14 protein-coding genes are annotated in these 18,260 nt (G+C 69.0%); 7 read left to right on the forward strand and 7 right to left on the reverse strand.

Annotated elements, in window-relative coordinates; translation table 11 throughout:
* Nucleotides 1-45 precede the first annotated feature (45 nt).
* From FZ033_RS08545 to FZ033_RS08575, 7 genes are all read left to right on the forward strand, one after another.
* A complete protein-coding gene (locus tag FZ033_RS08545) occupies nt 46-903 on the forward strand; it encodes a transporter substrate-binding domain-containing protein (protein ID WP_149575722.1) in 858 nt (285 codons plus the stop codon).
* A complete protein-coding gene (locus FZ033_RS08550) occupies nt 894-1,982 on the forward strand; it encodes a cytochrome-c peroxidase (protein WP_149575723.1) in 1,089 nt (362 codons plus the stop codon). Before FZ033_RS08545 ends, FZ033_RS08550 begins: the two co-directional genes overlap by 10 nt.
* A 69-nt stretch (nt 1,983-2,051) precedes the next feature.
* Nucleotides 2,052-3,137 (forward strand): LLM class flavin-dependent oxidoreductase, encoded by a 1,086-nt coding sequence (locus FZ033_RS08555; RefSeq protein ID WP_149575724.1) that lies wholly within the window; start codon nt 2,052-2,054, stop codon nt 3,135-3,137.
* 110 nt (nt 3,138-3,247) lie between these two features.
* Nucleotides 3,248-4,039 carry an ABC transporter permease subunit gene (locus FZ033_RS08560; protein ID WP_149575811.1) on the forward strand — a complete coding sequence of 264 codons (792 nt, stop codon included), beginning with the start codon at nt 3,248-3,250 and terminating at the stop codon, nt 4,037-4,039.
* Nucleotides 4,036-4,740: an ABC transporter ATP-binding protein gene (locus tag FZ033_RS08565; RefSeq protein ID WP_149575725.1), complete on the forward strand. Its 705-nt coding sequence runs from the start codon at nt 4,036-4,038 to the stop codon at nt 4,738-4,740. Before FZ033_RS08560 ends, FZ033_RS08565 begins: the two co-directional genes overlap by 4 nt.
* Before the next feature lie 20 nt (nt 4,741-4,760).
* Complete coding sequence (locus FZ033_RS08570; RefSeq protein WP_149575726.1) at nt 4,761-5,753, forward strand: NrtA/SsuA/CpmA family ABC transporter substrate-binding protein; 993 nt, start codon at nt 4,761-4,763, stop codon at nt 5,751-5,753.
* 57 nt (nt 5,754-5,810) lie between these two features.
* Entirely contained in the window at nt 5,811-7,040 is a 1,230-nt protein-coding gene (locus FZ033_RS08575) for an acyl-CoA dehydrogenase family protein (protein WP_149575727.1), read from the forward strand.
* A gap of 51 nt (nt 7,041-7,091) precedes the next feature.
* Here the strand turns inward: FZ033_RS08575 and FZ033_RS08580 are convergent, their stop codons facing one another.
* The 7 genes from FZ033_RS08580 to FZ033_RS08610 form a co-directional block, all read right to left on the reverse strand.
* Entirely contained in the window at nt 7,092-10,442 is a 3,351-nt protein-coding gene (locus FZ033_RS08580; protein ID WP_149575728.1) for an error-prone DNA polymerase, read from the reverse strand.
* A complete protein-coding gene (locus tag FZ033_RS08585; protein WP_149575729.1) occupies nt 10,439-11,881 on the reverse strand; it encodes a DinB/UmuC family translesion DNA polymerase in 1,443 nt (480 codons plus the stop codon). The genes FZ033_RS08580 and FZ033_RS08585 overlap by 4 nt, the downstream gene beginning before the upstream one ends.
* A 25-nt stretch (nt 11,882-11,906) precedes the next feature.
* Nucleotides 11,907-12,776 carry an ImuA family protein gene (locus tag FZ033_RS08590; RefSeq protein WP_188079386.1) on the reverse strand — a complete coding sequence of 290 codons (870 nt, stop codon included), beginning with the start codon at nt 12,774-12,776 and terminating at the stop codon, nt 11,907-11,909.
* 348 nt (nt 12,777-13,124) lie between these two features.
* Nucleotides 13,125-14,024, reverse strand: a complete 900-nt coding sequence (locus tag FZ033_RS08595; protein ID WP_149575730.1) for a DUF2971 domain-containing protein — start codon at nt 14,022-14,024, stop codon at nt 13,125-13,127.
* 183 nt (nt 14,025-14,207) lie between these two features.
* Nucleotides 14,208-14,786 carry a hypothetical protein gene (locus FZ033_RS08600; RefSeq protein ID WP_149575731.1) on the reverse strand — a complete coding sequence of 193 codons (579 nt, stop codon included), beginning with the start codon at nt 14,784-14,786 and terminating at the stop codon, nt 14,208-14,210.
* A 425-nt stretch (nt 14,787-15,211) separates the two neighbouring features.
* Nucleotides 15,212-16,813: a GMC family oxidoreductase gene (locus FZ033_RS08605; protein WP_149575732.1), complete on the reverse strand. Its 1,602-nt coding sequence runs from the start codon at nt 16,811-16,813 to the stop codon at nt 15,212-15,214.
* A gap of 37 nt (nt 16,814-16,850) precedes the next feature.
* Nucleotides 16,851-18,239, reverse strand: coding sequence for an FAD-binding oxidoreductase (locus FZ033_RS08610; protein WP_149575733.1), 1,389 nt, complete (start codon nt 18,237-18,239; stop codon nt 16,851-16,853).
* Nucleotides 18,240-18,260: the final 21 nt, after the last annotated feature.

Genomic DNA, 18,260 nt, shown 5'->3' on the forward strand with positions numbered 1-18,260 from the left:
TCTCTTCTGTCGCTTCGCGAATTTTCGCTTCGGGTGCCCGTGCTCATGTCCTTGATCCTGCGTCCACGCCGGTCCGTTTTCCGTCTGCTGCTCGGGGGTGTCGCGCTGGTTTGCCTCGTCGCGGCGGCGCTGGTCGCGGCGGGATTTGCCGTGGTCCCGGCGGGGGCGCGCGGCCCGGTACCGGATTTTTCCGGCCGGCCGCTGCGGGTGGGCGTCGCCTGGCTGCCGCCGCCGGACACCCCCGACATGCGGCTCTACGTGGAGGAGGGATTCGAGCTGGATCTGGCCGCCGTGCTCGCCGGCGCGCTCGCGGCCGAACTCCAACTCGTGCACGTCGCGCCCGAGGCCGCCGAGCAGGCGCTTAAGACCGGCGAGGTGGATCTGGTGGTGACCCGCGCCGGTGCCGAGGATCCCCTGCGCCGCCGCGCCCGGGTGGTGGAGACGGGCTTCTCCTCCGGCCTCAGCCTTGCCATGCGCTCGGACCGGCCGCTCAAGGCGTGGAGCGCGCTTCAGGGCCGCACCGTCTGCGTGACCGAGGCCAATGCGCATGGCCTCGCTTTGGCCGTGCGGCTGGGGGCGCAGGTGCGGGTGTTGCGCGCCCCGGCGCAGGCGCTCATGTCGGTGCGCACCGGCGAATGCGACGCCGCCCTGCATGACCGGGCGCTGCTCGATCCTCTGTTCGGCAAGATGTCGTGGCAGAAATTCTCCGCGACCCTGCCGGCGGTGGAGCCCACGGACCTGGTCGTCGCCGTCGCTCCCGACGCGGCGGGCCTTGCCGAGGCGGTTGAAGGCGCCCTCAAGCCCCTGTCGAATTCCCAGACATGGCAGGCGCGGCGCGAGAAATGGGCCTCCACCGTATCGTTCGAGGTCTATCGCGATCAGGTGGCGGCGGATTGCCATTGAGGCGACGGCTCACCTGTACGGCGGCCATCGCGGCGGGTCTTGTGGCGCTGGCCGGCCTTCTCCCCGCGCTGGCGCAAGACCGCGGTCGGGAAAGCGTGCGCGTGGCCTATGCCGGCCCGCCCCAGACATGGCCGGCGCCGTGGATCGATCCCGGCGTTGCCTTCGTGGAACTCGCCGCCGCGCCGCCGCCTGCGCGGCACTCGCCTGAGGCGGAATTGGGCGGGCGGTTGTTCCGCGATCCGCTGCTTTCCGCCGACGGGCGCATCGCCTGCGCCTCCTGCCATGATCCCGCCCACGGCTTCAGCGTGCCGGAGGCGGTGGGGCGGGGCATCGGCGGTGCGCCGGGGCGGCGCAATCCGCCGGCGCTGTTTGCCGTCGCCGGCCGTCCGCGCCTCGACTGGGACGGCGGCGGCGGGAACCTTTCCGCCCGCGTCCTCGCCCCCCTCACCGCCGCCGACGAGATGGGAAACACCAGCCTCGCCCCGGTGATCGCGCGTCTTGGGGCCAGTGCCCATACCGCCGATTTCACGCGCCTGTTCGGGGCGGAGGGCGCTTCCCCCCGCACGCTCGCGGCTGCGCTGGTCGCCTATCTGGAGACGCTGGATACGCTCACCCGTTTCGACCGCTTCATGGCCGGCGACCGCGCCGCGCTGAGCGATACGGAAGTGTCCGGCCTCCACCTCTTCCGCACCAAGGCGCGCTGCGCCAATTGCCATTTCGGCCCGCGCCTCACCGACGAGGGCTTCCACAATCTGCGCCTCTCCTTCTTCGGCGAGCCGGCGCAGGACCTCGGCCGCTTCAGCGTCACCGGCGCTGCCGACGATGCGGGGCGCTTCCGCACGGTGTCCCTGCGCCATGTGAGCGAGAGCCCGCCCTTCATGCACAACGGCCTGTTCCCGACCCTGGAGGGGGTGGTGAACCTCTACGACCGGGGCGGCGGCGAGGTGTGGGCGCGCAACGCCCGGGAGGCCGCGCGCCCGCTTTACGGCGAGGCCGCCCGGCGCTCCCCGCACCTGCGACCGCTGGGCCTCACCGCTGGGGAAAAGGCGGCGCTGGTGGCCTTCCTGAAGGCGCTGTGACGCCGTTGCGGCTTGACACATTCTTTATATCGATCTTTTTTATAAAAATAATTGACTAAAGGGTAAGCCATGTCCGTCCCTCCCCTCCGCATCGGCGTCTGGGCGCCCGTCCACGGGCCGCGCGCGGCGCTGCAGGATCCGGCCGAGCCGTTCAATGCATCGTGGGAGCACAATCGCGACACCGTGCTCCAGGCCGAGGCGCTGGGATATGACGCGACGCTGGTGGCGCAGCACACGGTGAACCCGCACCTGCCGGACCACGACCAGCTCGAGGCCTGGACCGCCTCCGCCGCGCTGGCGGCCCTCACCAGCCGCATCGAGATCATCGCCGCCATCAAGCCCTATCTCTACCACCCGGTGGTGCTGGCGAAGATGGCGCTGCAGATCGAGAACATCTCGCGCGGGCGGTTCGCCTTCAATCTCGTCAACGCCTGGAACCGGGCGGAATTCGAGAAGGCCGGCATCCCCTTCGGCGAGCATGACGAGCGCTACGCCTATGGCCGCGAGTGGATCACCGTGGTGGAGCGGCTCATCCGCGGCGAGAGCGTGACCCATAAGGGCGAGAATTTCGCCCTCACCGATTATCTGCTGACCCCGAAGGACCTCCACCGCGCCCGCCCACGCATCTATCTCGGCGGGGAATCCGAGCCCGCCCGCGCGCTGGCGGCGGATGCGGCGGACGTGTTCTTCATCAACGGCCAGCCGCTGGAGGACGTGACCGCCTTCATCGCCGACCTGAGGCGTCGGCCGCGCACGCTGGCGCCTTTGTCGTTCGGCCTTGCCGCCTTCGTCATCGCCCGCGACACCGAGCGGGAGGCGCAGGAGGAATACCAGCGGCTCGCGGCGCTGGCCGCCAGGGATGCGAGCGTGCGCGCCGCCCAGGCCGCCCGGACCGATCCCAACGTGGTCATGGTGAAGACCTTCGCCAAGTCGGAACGCGTGGGCACCAATGGCGGCACGGCGGCCGGGCTGGTGGGCAGCTACGACCAGGTGGCCGAGCGCATCCGCGCCTTCCATGCCGCCGGCATCGAATTGTTCATGCTGCAGTTCCAGCCGCTCACTGTCGAGCTTGCCCGCTTCGCGCAGGAGGTGTTCCCGCGTCTCGGCCGCGCCGCGCCGCCGCGCATCGAGCTTCGCCAGTCGCAGGCGGTCTGAGTCGCCCTCTCTTTGTGCCCGAGGTCATCGTGAGCCAAGCCGACCACACCGCAACCCTCGCCCTGCCGGGCCTTGCCGCAAGGGAGCCCACTGCGCCCGCCGCGCCGCCCATGCGGCAGGCCCGTGTGTTCAGCCCGCGCGCCCTGCTGGCTTTGTCCTGGCTGGCGCCGCTGCTGCTGGTGGCGGTGTGGGAAATCCTCGCCCAGACCGGCTATGTCACCCCGCAGGTGCTGCCGGCTCCCAGCAAGGTGGTGCGCACGGCGTGGCGCCTCGCCACCGCCGGCTCGCTGCTGACCGATCTCGGCACCAGCCTGCTGCGCGCGGCGGTGGGCTTCGTCCTCGGCGGCAGCATTGCCTTCGTGCTGGGCATTCTGGTGGGTTTCTCCCGCCTCGCCGAGGCGCTCATCGACCGCAGCGTGCAGATGGTGCGCGCCATTCCCTTCCTAGCGTTGCTGCCGCTGGTCATCGTGTGGTTCGGCGTGGGGGAGGGGCAGAAGATCTTCCTGGTGGCGCTGGGCGTCGCCTTCCCCATCTACATCAACACCACGCTCGGCATCCGGCAGGTGGACGGCAAGTTGCTGGAGCTGGGCCGGGTGCAGGGCCTGTCCACGGCGCAGATGATCACCCGCATCATCCTGCCGGGGGCCTTGCCCTCCATCCTCACCGGCGTGCGCTATTCGCTGGCCACCGCGTGGCTGGCGCTGGTGGTGGCGGAGACCATCGGCGCCCAGGCCGGCATCGGCTTCCTCGCCATGGATGCGCGCGAATTCCTGCGCACCGACGTGGTGGTGCTCACCATCGTCATCTACGCGCTCATCGGCGTGGTGGCGGATTCCATCGCCCGGCTGCTGGAGCGGCGGCTGCTGGCCTGGCATCCCAATTTCAGCGGAGCGGCCCGATGAGCGCCCTTCAGGACGCCGCCGCGGTGCGCGTGTCCGGCCTGCGCCGGGCCTATGGGACGCGGGTTGTCATCGACCGGCTCGACCTCACCATCAGGCGCGGCGAGTTCGTGGCGCTTCTGGGCGAGAGCGGCTGCGGCAAGACCACCCTGCTGCGGGCGCTTGCCGGCCTCGACCCCATCGACGGCGGCCGCATCGAGGCACCTAAGCGCCCGGCGGTGGTGTTCCAGGAACCGCGCCTTTTGCCGTGGGACAGCCTGTGGCGCAACGTGGCCCTCGGGCTGCCCGCCGAGGGCGCGCGCGAGAAGGCCGCCGCCGCGCTCGCCGAGGTGGGCCTCGGCGGCCGGCTCGACGACTGGCCGCGCAACCTCTCCGGCGGGCAGGCCCAGCGGGTGGCGCTGGCCCGCGCGCTGGTGCAGGAGCCCGAATTGCTGCTGCTGGACGAGCCCTTCGCGGCGCTCGACGCGCTCACCCGCATCCGCATGCATGTGCTGGTGAAGGACCTCGTCGCGCGGCATCGGCCGGGCGTGCTCCTCGTCACCCACGACGTGGCGGAGGCCATCGCGCTGGCCGACCGCATCCTGGTCATGCGCGGCGGCGCCATCGCGGCCGAGCACCGGCCGTCGGCGCCGGGCCTGCCCGCCGCCACCCGCGCCATTCTCCTCGCCGAGCTTGGGGTCGTCGACGACCTCAAGAGCGCCTGATCCCTTTTTTGAGAGAAGCCATGTCCGCCTTCCTGACCCCCTCCCGCCGCCAGTTCCTTGCCCTTGCAGGCGCCGCCTCCGCCGCCGGCCTGCTGCCGTTCGGCGCCAATGCTGCTCCCGACACCCGCAACACCGACACGGTGCGCCTGACCTGGGGCTTTCATGGCCTGACCCTCATCGCCAAGGAGCGCGGCACCTTCGAGAAGGCGCTGGCCGAAAAGGGCATCAAGGTGGAATGGCTCGGCCCGTTCCCCAACCACGCCCCGACCCTGCAGGCGGTGACCGGCGGCAGCGCGGATTTCGGCTTCGGCGGCTCCACCACGCCGGCGCTGGCCGCCATCATCGCCGGCTCGCCACTGGTGTTCAGCCAGTTCGTGCTTTACGAGCCGCGCACCACCGCCATCATCGCCAAGGACGGCTCGGGCATCGACAAGGTGGAGGACCTCGTCGGCAAGTCGGTGGCGGTGAACCGCTCGGGCCTCGGCGAGTTCCTTTTGGTGGCGGCGCTGGAGAAGAACGGCATCGACCGTTCCAAGGTGAAGTTCGTCTATCTCAACCCGCCGGACGCCGCCCCGGCGCTGGCCTCCGGCAAGGTGGACGCGTGGTCCATGTGGAGCCCCGGCGTCGATATCGCGCGGCTCGAATACAAGGCCCACGACATCTTCCTCGAGGGCCGCGACCTCGAATTCTACATCGATTACAGCTCGTATGTGACCAGCCGCAAGTTCTCGCAGGAAAACGCACAGATCGTCCGCGCCGTGGCCGCCGCCTATGAGGAGGAGGCCAAGTGGGTGAACGCCAACGTGGTGGAGGCCGAGACCATCGTGCAGAAGCGCGCCGGCTATTCCGACGTGATCCGCGACCAGTTCATCGAGCGCCGGCGCACCTACAAGCTGATCCCCGTCACCGACAAGACCTTCGTTGCCGACCTGCAGAAGGCGGCGGACTGGCTGGTGGCGCGCAAGATCCTGCCCGAGCCCATCACCGTGTCAGATCATCTCGCGCAATTCTGATTTCGAGCCCTTCGCCGGGCCCCTTCACTCTGCCCGTTTCAAGTCTTCGAGGACCTTATGAACAAGCCCGTCACCGATGTGTCCGTCCGCCTCTCGGGGCCGCCCGTGGCTGATCCTGCGCCCTGGCGGCGCCTTATCGAACATATCGGGCGTGGCTCTTCGGAGCGCGAGCACCGGCGCATCCTGCCGTTCGAGGCATTGGACCTGCTGCGCGAGGCCCGCTTCGGTGCCCTGCGCCTTGCGAAGGAGGACGGCGGGGCCGGCGCCTCGTTCCGTGAGCTTTATGCTCTGGCGCTGGAACTGGCGGCGGCGGATGCCAACGTCGCCCACATCTTCCGCAATCATTTCACCGTGGCCGAGCAGTTCACCCGCATCCCTACGGATGGCCGCAGCCGCTCGTGGCAGCAGGCGGTGCGCGACGGCGCCATCTTCGGCCTCGCCAGCACCGAGGCCAATGCCAGCCCCGCCGGCGGCGGCGTGCCCACCGACACCGTGCTGAGCCCGGACGGCGACGGCTTCCGCCTCGACGGCGTGAAATATTACAGCACCGGCACCCTGTTCGCCGACGCCATGCTGGTGCGCGCGGGCACCAGGGACGGCCGCGTCGCCTCGGTGATCATCCCCACCAAGCGCGAGGGGCTGGAGGTGGTGGACGACTGGGACGGCGCCGGCCAGCGCCTCACCGGCTCGGGCACCACGCGCTTCCATTCCGTGCGGGTGGAGGCGGACGAGGCTATCTTCGACACGCCGGACCGCGGCTATGGCCTCGCCTATTCCAACACCCAGGCCCAGCTCTTCCTCACCACCGTGGTGGCGGGCATCGTGCGCGGCGTGCTGGAGGATGCCATCGCGCTGGTCACCCGGCGCAAGCGCAGCTTCTATTACGCGCCCACGCCGAACCCGGTGGACGACCCCTTCCTGCAGCAGACCATCGGCCAGATCGCGAGCCACGCGTTTGCCGCCGAGGCCATCGTGCTGGCCGCCGCCGACGCCCTGGATCGGGTGAGCCGCGCCCGCGACCGCAACGAGCCGGCCGATGCGCTTGCCGCCGATGCGGCGCGGGCGGCGGCGCAGGCCAAGATCGTGGTGGACGAGCTGTCCCTGCGCGCCGGCACGCTCCTGTTCGAGGCGGGCGGGGCCTCCGCCACCGAGCGCAGCGTCAACCTCGACCGCCACTGGCGCAACGCCCGCACCATCGCCGCCCACAACCCGGCGAGCTACAAGGCGCAGGCCATCGGCGCCCTTCTGGTGAAGGGCACGCCCCTGCCGTCGAAGGGCTTTTTCTGAGCGCGCGAGCCGGGAGGGGGGCGCGCTGTGTGACCCCTCCCGGCTCGGCCGTCAATGAAAATCCCGCGATTTCGGCAGCACCCGCACGTCGCGCGGATGCTGGCGCGGAGGTTGGGGATGGGCGAATTCGTCGGCCCGCGACAGCTCCATCTGCGGCTTGCGCACGCGCGAGAGCAGCGCGAGGTCGGCGGTGCGGTCGACGAGGCGCTCGGCCATCAGGTGCACCACCCCCTCCGGGCTCTTCTGCACCCGGCCTTCCACCAAGAGCAGGCGCGATCCCATCACCGCGCGACGGAAGCGCTCGAAGGTGCGCTCCCACAGGACGATGTTAGTGATGCCGGTCTCGTCCTCCAGCGTGATGAAGATGGCCTTGCCGTTGCCCGGCCGCTGGCGCACCAGCACCACCCCGGCGGTGCGCGCGAAGGCGCCGTCCTTCAGCGCGCCGGTCTCGGCGCAGGAGAGGATGCGCTCGGCCCGGAAATGGTCGCGCAGCTCGCCCATGGGATGCCCCTTCAGGGAAAGACGCGCCGTCTGGTAGTCGGCGACGATGTGCTCGGAGCGGGCCATCTCCGGCAGGCGCACCTCCTCCTCCGTGCCCAGCTCGCGGGCGTCCGCCGCGGCGAATAAGGGCAAAGCGTCGTCGTCCGGCAGGCGGCGAGCGTGCCACAGGGCCGCGCGCCGGTCGAGGCCGAGGGAACGGAACCCATCCGCATCCGCCAGCAGCTTCACCGCGCGGGTGGGCAGGCGGGCGCGCCGGGCGAGCACCTCGACGCTGGAAAAACCCGGTCCTTTCCCCTCCAAGTCGCGCGCCGCGACGAGGCGTTCGCCCCATTCTTCATGGAAGCCGTCCACCTGCCGGAACCCCAGCCGCAAAGCCAGCGCGCCGTCGGCGCGGCGCTCCAGCGTGTTGTCGTGGTGGCTGTGGTTGATGTCGATGGCGCGCACCTCCACGGAATGCTCGCGGGCGTCGCGCACGATCTGGGCGGGGGCGTAGAAGCCCATGGGCTGGGCGTTAAGCAGCGCGCAGGCGAACACCGCCGGGTGCCGGCACTTGATGAAGGACGAGATGTAGACCAGCTTGGCGAAGGAGGCGGCATGGCTCTCGGGAAAGCCATAGCTGCCGAAGCCCTTGATCTGCTCGAAGCAGCGCTGGGCGAAGTCGCGCTTGTAGCCGCGGGCCACCATGCGCTCCACCATCATGGCCTCGAATTCGTGGATGGTGCCGAGATTACGGAAGGTGGCCATGGCCCGGCGCAGGCGGTTGGCCTCCGCATCCGAGAAGCGGGCCGCCACCATGGCAAGCTTCATGGCCTGCTCCTGGAACAGGGGCACGCCCATGGTTTTCTTCAGCACCTCTCGCAGTTCGTCCGGCGGCCCGTGCTCCGGCGCGGGGGAGGGGTAGTCCACCTTCTCCTGCCCGTTGCGGCGGCGCAGGTAGGGGTGGACCATGTCGCCCTGGATGGGGCCGGGCCGCACGATGGCGACCTGGATGACGAGGTCGTAGAATTCGCGCGGGCGCAGGCGCGGCAGCATGTTGATCTGGGCCCGGCTCTCCACCTGGAACACGCCGATGGAATCCCCGCGCGAGAGCATGGCGTAGACATCCTTCTGCTCGCCCGGCACGTCGGCGAGGCCGAAGTCGATGCCCTCATGGTCGCGCATGAGGTCGAGGGCCTTGCGGATGCAGGTGAGCATGCCGAGCGCCAGCACATCCACCTTCATGAGGCGCAAGGCGTCGATGTCGTCCTTGTCCCATTCGATGAAGGTGCGGTCCGCCATGGCGGCGTTGCCGATGGGCACCATGTCGTCCAGCCGTTCGCGGGCGAGCACGAAGCCGCCCACATGCTGGGAGAGGTGGCGCGGCGCGCCCATGAGGCGGCGGGCGAGGTCCACCGCCCGGCGGATGAGCGGGTTTAAGGGGTCGAGCCCGGCCTCGCGGATCTGGCTGTCGGCGATGTCGCGGCCCCAGCTGCCCCACTGGGTGGAGGCGAGGCGGGCGGTGATGTCCTCGGTGAGGCCCAGCGCCTTGCCCACGTCGCGGATGGCGCTCCTCGGGCGATAATGGATGACGGTGGCCACGATGCCGGCGCGGTGGCGGCCGTATTTCGCATAGATGTGCTGGATCACCTCCTCGCGCCGCGCGTGCTCGAAATCCACGTCGATGTCTGGGGGCTCGCGCCGCTCGGTGGAGATGAAGCGGGCGAACAGCAGGTCGTTGTCGGCGGGGTCCACGGCGGTGATGCCGAGCACGTAGCACACCGCGGAATTGGCCGCCGAGCCGCGCCCCTGGCACAGGATGCCCCGGCTCTCGGCGAAGCGGACGATATCGTGGATGGTGAGGAAATAGGGCGCGTATTCAAGCTGCCGGATGAGGGCCAGCTCGTCGACCAACAGCTTTTCCACCTTTGGGGGGAGGCCGGCCGGATACCGCACCCGCGCGCAGCGCCAGGTCAGCTCCTCCAGCCAGGCCTGCGGGGTCCAGCCGGGGGGCACCGGCTCCTCCGGATATTCGTATTTCAGCTCGCCCACGCTGAAATCCATGCGGGACAAGAGGTGGCCGCTCTCCGCGATGGCCTCCGGCGCATCCTTGAACAGGCGCGCCATCTCGGCGGCGGGCTTCAGGTGCCGCTCGGCATTGGCCTGAAGCCGGCGGCCGGCCTCGCAAATGGTGGTGCCCTCGCGGATGCAGGTGAGGATGTCCTGCAGGTCGCGCTCGCGCGGCGTGGCGCACAGCACGTCGTTGACCGCGAGCAGCGGCACGCCATGGGCGCCGGCCAATGCCTTCAGCGCGGCGAGGCGGCGCCGGTCGTCGCCGGCAAACGGCATGTCGGCGGCGAGCCACACCGCGCCGGGGACGGCCTCTTTGAGGCGGGCGAGGGCGGGGGAAAGCCGCTCCGCCAGCCCATCCACCCCCGGCCCGGGCATGAGCACCAGCAGCAGGTCGCTGGGATCGGCGAGCAGGTCGGCGAGGGCGAGGTGGCATTCACCCTTCTTGGCCCGGCGGTTGCCGGTGGTGAGCAGCCGGCACAGGCGCCCCCAGCCGGCGCGATCCGCCGGATAGGCGAGGATGTCCGGCGTGTTATCTGAGAAGACGAGGCGGGTGCCGGTGGCGAGGCGGAAGGCGCGTGCCCGCGCGGCGAGACGGGCCTTGGCGGCGCGGGTTTCCGCGTCGTCTTCATCCCCCGCGTTCTCCTCCGCATCCAGGCGGCGCAGCTCTTCCAGCGCGCTATAGGCCCGCACCACGCCGGCGACGGTGTTGCGATCGGCGATGCCGAGGCCGCAGTGGCCGAGGCGGACCGCGACCTCCACCAGCCGCGCCGGCGCGCTCGCCCCGCGCAGGAAGGAGAAATGGGAGGCGGCGCAAAGCTCCGCATAGGCCGGCGCCGGGGCGATGGCATTCATGGGAACAGCCCGTGCAGGAACCAGCGCGGCTCCGAGGTTTCCCGCCCGTAGGTGCCGGCGCGATAGAGCCAGAAACGGCGGCCCTCCTTGTCCTCCACGCGGAAATAATCGCGGGTCAGCGCTTCCGCCCCGGTCCACCATTCGGCGGCGATGCGCTCCGGCCCCTCGGCGCGCACCACCTCGTGCAGCACCCGCCGCCAGCGGAAGCGCAAAGGCGGGCCGTCGGGCACCTCGGCCAGGGTCTCCACCGGCTCGGGATGGGCGAACAGGGCCGGCGGGCGGGGCAGGGGCGCGCCCTCCGCCGTCGGGGCGGGCCATGCGGCAAGGCCGGCCCCGGTCCAGCCCTTCTGCGCCGGCACGCTCGCCGCCGCTCGCTCGGGCACATGGCTGTCCTGCGGCTGAAGGCACATCACCCGGCGCGGGCCGAGGCGGGCGGAGAGCACATCCACCAGCTCCGACAGGGCCGCCTCTTCAGGCGCCGCGCCGAAGGTGGCCTGGGTGGCCGCAAGTGGTTCGCAGGCGGTGACCGACAGGCGGATCACGTCATAGCCGAAGCCGGGATCCAGCGGGTCGGCCAGCGCCGAAAGCCGTTCGCGGAACAGGCCGGCAAGGCGCGCGGCATCGCGCAGGGGGGCGGCGGTGCCCGCCTCCACCCGCCGCACGGCGCCGTCGCTGCGGAAGAAGGCCGCCGCAAAGCGCCGCCCGCCTTCCCCGTGCCGCTCCAGCACGGCGGCAAGCTCGCGGGCGAGGTCGGCGAGCACGGCGCGGGCGGTTTCCTCATCCCCCATGGGTTCGGCGAAGCGCCGCTCCGCCACGTAGATTGGCAGGGGATTGAGGGGGGAGATGGGGGCATCGGCCGCGCCGGTGATCTCCTCCAGCCGGCTGACGATCCGGCTGCCGAAGCGGGCGGCGAGGGCGGCCCGGGGCTTGCCCGAAAGGTCGCCGATGGTGGCAAGGCCGAGATAGGCGAGGCTGCGCTCGGCCTCCGGATCAAGCTCCAGCGCCGCCACCGGCAGGCCGGCTACGGCCTCCCCCTCCGTCCCCGGCGCGGCCACGAGGCCGGGGCGCCAGCGGGCGAGGGCCAGCGCCGCGCGGGCGGTGCCGGCCACCGCGCCCTGGACCGCGAAGCCCTGGGCGGTGAGGCGCGCGACCATGGCGGCGAGCATGGCCTTTTCGCCCGCGAACAGATGGGCGCAGCCGGTGATGTCGAGCACGATGCCATGAGGCGGCGCGAGCGCCACGAAGGGGGTCCAGCGCTCGCACCAGCAGGCGATGGCGGCGAGCAGGGCGCCGTCCGCCGCAGGGTCGGCCTCCACCGCCTGAAGCTCCGGCACGCGGGCCTGCGCATCCGCCAATGTCAGTCCCGGATGGAGGCCGAGGCGCGCCGCCGTCGCATCCACCGCGTGGAGGCGGCGGGCGTTGGCGAGGGTGTGCACCACTGCGAGGGGGGCATCTTGCGGCGCCTCATCCGGCGCGGCGCTCGAAGGGGCCGACGACCACGGGTGCCGGGCCGTCCGCGGGTGCCGGGCCTTGCGATGCAGCCGGTCGGTGGGCAGGCGGGGCAGCAGCAGGGCGGCGAGGCGCCGGGGCGAAGCGTCGGGCATGGGCATTCCATTCCACAATCCAGCGGCCGGTGGGCCCGGCCCGGTTGCGGGCCAGCTCCAGGGCGAAAGCGGGCGGCCCGAGGCAAAAGGCCGGCGCCCCCGCCGCGCCGGAGGGGGCGGCCGAGGCCAGCCAGCGGGTGGCGGCGGCGGAAGGCACGGGCTCTGCCGCCGCGCGCAGCAGCAGGGCCGGCACCCCCGAGCGCTCGGCCCTCAGCGCGAGGCGGCGCGTGGCGGTGAGGTCGAGGCGGGACGGCATGCCCCAGGGCTCCACCACCACCAAGCCGAGGACGGCATGGCGCAGCGCCTCCTCGGCGGCGGCGAGGGTGTCGGTGGCATCCGCCCCCTGGACCACGATGAGCCGCGCCGGATCGAGCCCGAAGGCGGCGCAGCCCGGCCCATAGAGGTCCCCGCCCTCCAGCGCGGCGAGGTCCTGCCGCACCCACACCACGGGCCGCCGTGTGCCGGCGGCCAGCGCCAGGGCGAAGCCGAGGGCGGCGGCGCCATTGCCCTTGTCGCTCGCAAACACCTCGTGCAGCGCGCCCAGCGCCAGCCCGCCGCCCAGCGCCCCATCCAGCGGCGCGCCAAGGGCCATGTGCCCCCGCGCCGCCCCCGCCGCCGGGGCGCCGGCGTGCTGGATCTCCTCCACCCGCCGCCGCAGCGCGGCCAAGGGACCCCCCTCGCTTCCCTGCCGCCCGATGCCCTCGCGCCCGATCCTTTCGCGCTCATGCATGATGTTCCTCTTTTGTTCTTATAAAAAGACTCCGTTGGGGGCGAATGTCAACGGGGAGGCCTCTGAGCCGACCCCGATAGCGTCCGGCTTGGGCAGTTCGCCCACTTGGCTTGTACGAATGGTATGGGCAGGTTCCAGACGGACCGCTTTCAGGAGGCGACGGTGGGATAGCAGCTATTCTTCTTGAGGAGCGGAATAATAATCGGTTAAGATAAAATTAATTCGTTCAGAGTGAACGGTGCAAAACTGGAATATCAACGTTCGATATATTTTTTAATTAGTGATATAATCTGATTTATACCAATATATATGGTATTATTATAATAATATTATGATTATTCAAAATCGTTAACGATAGTTTTCATGTGCAGATGGAATAACTTTCACGTGCCCGAGGCCGACTTTATGGAGAAATGATCGCATCCAGTTGATATTAGATTGGTGTTTTGGGCCTAAAATCACCTCTCTAACGACCTCCCGAGCAGGATCCGCTATTAGGCATGAGATAAACGGCCTGACTGATGTTCCGGTTGCAAAAAAATCGATCTCAGGGAGGCTTGCCCGATGCCGGTAACGCAAGAGACGCCACTCACACTCCTCATGAAAAGTTTGTGTTTTGGTGCCGTAGATCCGAAAGTGCAGAGGAGCCAACGCGTGCATTAGTTCGGACAAAAGCGCTGGCGATGACTCGTCGCGAGCCAGAAAAAGGCCATGGCTATCTGCTTCACGGTCTGCAAGCGCGCGTAAGGCATCTTGGCGTGAAAGCCCGGCTTTTAGAGACACAAATTCACCGCTTGACCCGAATTTATCTTCCATCTGTCGCGCGAGTGGAGCTAGAGATTCCCGCAGTGCCGCTTCACCGTAGTCGACTTTTATTAGCTCATAGAAAGCCTTTCCGAAATTGACGTGGCCGTAGTCGCGCATCAGCAAATCGGGGGAAAATCCGATCGAAATTCCAGTCCCGTCGCCAGCATAAGCCCGCCACTGACTGAGGAGATCTCCATTCTCCGAAAGACATAATGCGAAGCCCTCCGTTGCATCTGCATATCCCTCTACAATTATAGACGCGACATCAACTACGCCCTGCGGCAACCCGGTCTCCCTGAGCAACTGTGCGAAAAGCCTGCTTAGGACCCTACCTTCCAAACTGTCATTGGCGGCAGAAAGCGGCGATAATCGAAACGTTCGGGATTGCAGAATTGCAAACCCCGTCTGGGTCGAACAATAATGGTACAGTATCTGATCCACGGCACCACCTCAAAAATTAACGGACAATATGGCCAAGGCTCAACTTTATATTACGCTTAAAATATAATCTATACCGTGTCGTTGATGGCGGCATCAGGGTGTGACGGTCTAAATGAGGGGCACTTCCATAGCAGTGAAGCAATGTCGCTTCCTCGCGCATTCAAGGGGCGCATTCAATCCCCCCTAAACCCGTCTCTCCCAGGGATGCCGTGGAAACTTCAGCCTCCCTTCCCCCACATCATGCCGCGCAAGGATCTCGTCCAATGCTTCCCGGTCGATGGAGAGGGTGTCGAACAGCCGCGTTGCGATGTCCGCGATGGCGGCCTGGGCGTTGGGGTGGAGGACGATGCGGCTCGCCTTGTCCGTGCAATAGCCCATGAACATGGCCTGCTGCTCGGGGCCCAAAGCGAAGTGGGATCTCAGCGCGTGGATCTCGGCGTCGTCGGTGCGGTGGGAGTCGATGCGCGGGATGTAGAGCGGGGCAAGCGTCTTCCAGTAGTGCGCCTCGGCGATCTGTCCGGCCAGAAGAATGACGATGGCATCCTCGATGAAGTGCCGGTCGGCCTTGGCGTTCAGGTCCAGCAACAGCTCGCCCGCGCCCTCGAACCTTGTTTCCCCGCTCAGGCCATGGGGCGGGTGAAGCGCGGCCCCGGTCACGTTGCGTTTGTGGAGAAGGGCCACAAGGGCATGCCCGGCCTCGTGGACCGCCACCGCCTTGCGCCGGATGTCCAGGGGGATCTCGTGGGCCGGCGTGGCAATCATGAAGGCGGTTCGCAATGGCTGAGAACGGGCTAAAACGCTCTTATACCATTGCGCGGGCGATCGGCTCCAGCGGCTTGTGCCTTGCGGGGGCGGGGAGGGGGGAGCCGGCGCTTCCCCGCCCATCTCACCATCGTCGCCCTCCGACTTGACCGGAGGGTCCATCGCGCCGCTTTGCAATCCGCCGCCATGGTGTCCTGGCCGTTCCATGGGCCGTCCGGTCAAGCCGGACGGCGGCGGTGGTCTCTCGTCTTATGGCGCCGCCCCCGCCCCATCCTGAACGCCAGGCCGCGCGCAAAACCCAAATGGAGGACCGCTTGACCACACGGGCCCTCTCCCGCGAGGGGAGAGGGGAGCGCGGCAGCCCAAGGTCTTTCGCAATGCTCTCGCACGCGGGAGAGGGAGCCGGCAGGGCGGGCGCCCGGCGCCTACCGTGCGTCGGCCTTGATCATGTCGGCGGCCTTCTCGGCGATCATCATCACCGCCGCCGCCGTGTTGGCGGAGACGATGGTGGGCATCACCGAGGCATCCACCACGCGCAGGCCCTCAAGGCCGATGACCTTGAGGCGCGGGTCCACCACCGCCGCAGGGCCGGTGCCCATGCTGCAGGTGCCCACCGGGTGGTAGATGGTCTGGCCGGTGCGGCGGGCGAATTCCAGGAAATCGGCGTCGCTCTGGACATCCGGGCCGGGGTTCATCTCGAACGCCCGGTAGGGGTCCATGGCCGGCTGCTCGACGATGCGCCGGGCCAGCTTCATGCCCTCCACCAGGCAGTCGCGATCCTCCTGCACCGCAAGGAAATTCGGCCGGATGGCCGGGGCCTTGAACGGGTCCGCGCAGGTCACGTGGATGGAGCCGATGGATTGCGGGCGCAGCTGGGTGACGCCGATGGTCATGCCCGGCTGGCGGTCGAGGGAACGGTCGGCGGCATTGGCATAGCTGGCGTGCATGAAGAAATACTGCACGTCCGGTCCCTCCAGCCCCGGCCGCGTCTTCACGAAACCATGGGCAAGGCCGGTGCCGAGGGTGAGAATACCTTTGCGCGTCAGAAAATACTGCGCCACCGCCTTGGCGAGGGCGAGGCCGCGGGTCTGCTCGTTGAGGGTCACCGGCTGCTTCACCCGCCAGTTCATGCGGGTGGCGAAATGGTCGCGATAATTGTTGCCGACCCCGGAAAGGGCATGCACCACCGGGATGCCCGCCGCCGTCAGCGTGTCCGGATGGCCGATGCCCGACAGCTCCAGGAGCTGGGGCGACTGCACGGCGCCTGCGGCGAGCAGCACCTCGCCCCGCGCGGTGGCCGCCACCTCACGGCCGCCCTGCCGGTAGGTCACCCCGGTGACCCGCCGGCCGTCGAGGGTGAGGCACAGGGCCTGGGCATGGGTCGCCACCTTGAGGTTGGGGCGCGACAGAGCGGGGCGCAGATAGCCGTCCACCACGGTCCAGCGGCGCCCGTTTTTCTGGTTCACCTGATAATAGCCGAACCCGTCCTGAACCTTTCCGTTGTAGTCGGGGTTGCGCGGGAAGCCCGCCTGCTCGGCGGCCTTGATGAAAACCTCCGACAGAACAGGGCGTTCACCCACGCGGACGATGTTGATGGGGCCGTCGGTTCCGCGCTCGTCGGTGTCGATGTCGAAGGCCTCGAAGGTCTCGAACTTCTTGAAGTAGGGCTTCACGTCGTCCCAGCCCCAGCCGGTGGCGCCGAGCTGCGCCCAGCCGTCGTAATCCTGACGCTGGCCGCGCACGAAAATCATGCCGTTGATGAGGGTTGAGCCGCCCAGCCCCTTGCCGCGCGGCACCACGATGGGGCGGTCGTAGGTATTATTTTCTGGCTCGGTGTGGAAGCGCCAGTTGAAGGCGCTGCCGGCCAGAAGCTTGGAGAAGCCGGCCGGAATGGGCACCCAGAAGCCGCGGTCCGTGCCCCCTGCCTCCAAAAGGAGGACGGTGCGGCGGGGGTCTTCCGAGAGGCGGGCCGCAAGGATCGCGCCTGCGGTTCCGCCTCCCACGACGATATAGTCGAAGCTGTCCATGGCCTTGTTCCAGCGTGCCTTTTTGTGCGCCCGGGGGTCAGCCCCCAGCCGGCAGGACCTTTCCGGGGTTCAGGAAATCGTCCGGATCGAGGGCTCTCTTGAGGGTGCGAGCGAGGGCGATCTCCGCCGGCGCGCGGCGGATGAGAAGCTCGTCCACCCGGTACTGGCCGATGCCGTGCTCGGCGGAAATGGAGCCGGCAAAGCTTGCCACCACGTCGTGGACCAGGGTGTTGATGGCGGCGCCGTCCTGGCCCGGCGCAAGCACCACGTTGTAATGGATGTTGCCGTCGCCCAAGTGCCCGAAAGCATTGACCTTTGCGCCCGGCGCGCCGGTCGCGATGGCGATGTCGGCGGCCTCCAGGAAGGCGGGCACGGCGACGATGGGCACGGAGACATCGTGCTTCATGCTCTTGCCCTCGCGGGCCTCGCCGTCGGTGATGTGCTCGCGCAGGGCCCAGAGCTGGGTGGCCTGGGCGCCGGTCTCGGCGATGACGCCGTCCAGCGCCGTGCCGTTCTCCAGCGCCGCCGCCAATGCCGCCTCAGCCGCCTCCCGCAGGCCGGAGAGGCTGGCGCCGGCCTCCAGCAGAACGAACCAGTCGCCGGAGGCGATGGGCGGGGTGAGGTTGAGGTGCCGCTTCAGCAGGTCGAAGGAATAGCCGCTCATCAGCTCGAAGGCGGAGAGGGTGTCGCCCAGCTCGTCCTGGGCCAGCGCCAGCAGGTCGAGGGCCGCCTGGGGGCTCGGCACCGACAGCAGGGCGGTGACCGTATTCCGGGGCCGGGGCACGAGGCGCAGCACGGCGCCGGTGACGATGCCCAGCGTGCCCTCGGTGCCGATGAAGAGCTGCTTCAGGTCGTAGCCGGCATTGTCCTTGCGGAGCTGGCGGGCCATGTCCACGATGGTGCCATCGGCGAGCACCACCTCAAGGCCCAGCACCAGCGCGCGGGCCATGCCGTAGCGCACCACATTGACCCCGCCCGCATTGGTGGAGACCACCCCGCCCACGGTCGCCGAGCCTTCCGCCGCAAGGCTTATGGGCAGGAGGCGACCGGCCTCGGCGGCGGCATCCTGCGCCACCTTGAGGATGCAGCCGGCGTCGGCCGCGATCGTCAGGCCCACCGGGTCCACGGCGCGCACCTTGTTCATGCGGTTCAGCGAAAGCACCACCTGTCCGCCCGAGGCGTCCGGTACTGCGCCGCCAGCAAGGCCGGTATTGCCGCCCTGGGGCACGATGGCGGCGCCGGCCGCGCGGCAGGCCTTCACCACCTCGGCGACCTCGGCGGTGGAGGCGGGGCGGGCGACGCACAGCGGGCGGCCGGGGAAGAGGCGGCGCCAGTCGATGGCATAAGATGCCATGTCGGCCTCGTCGGCGAGGAGGCCGGAGGGGCCGAGAATGGCGGCAAGGCGGGAAACAAGATCGGCGCTCATGAGGCAGCCCTCAAGACATCT

The organism is Xanthobacter oligotrophicus (assembly GCF_008364685.1).
GTDB classification, from domain to species: domain Bacteria; phylum Pseudomonadota; class Alphaproteobacteria; order Rhizobiales; family Xanthobacteraceae; genus Xanthobacter; species Xanthobacter oligotrophicus.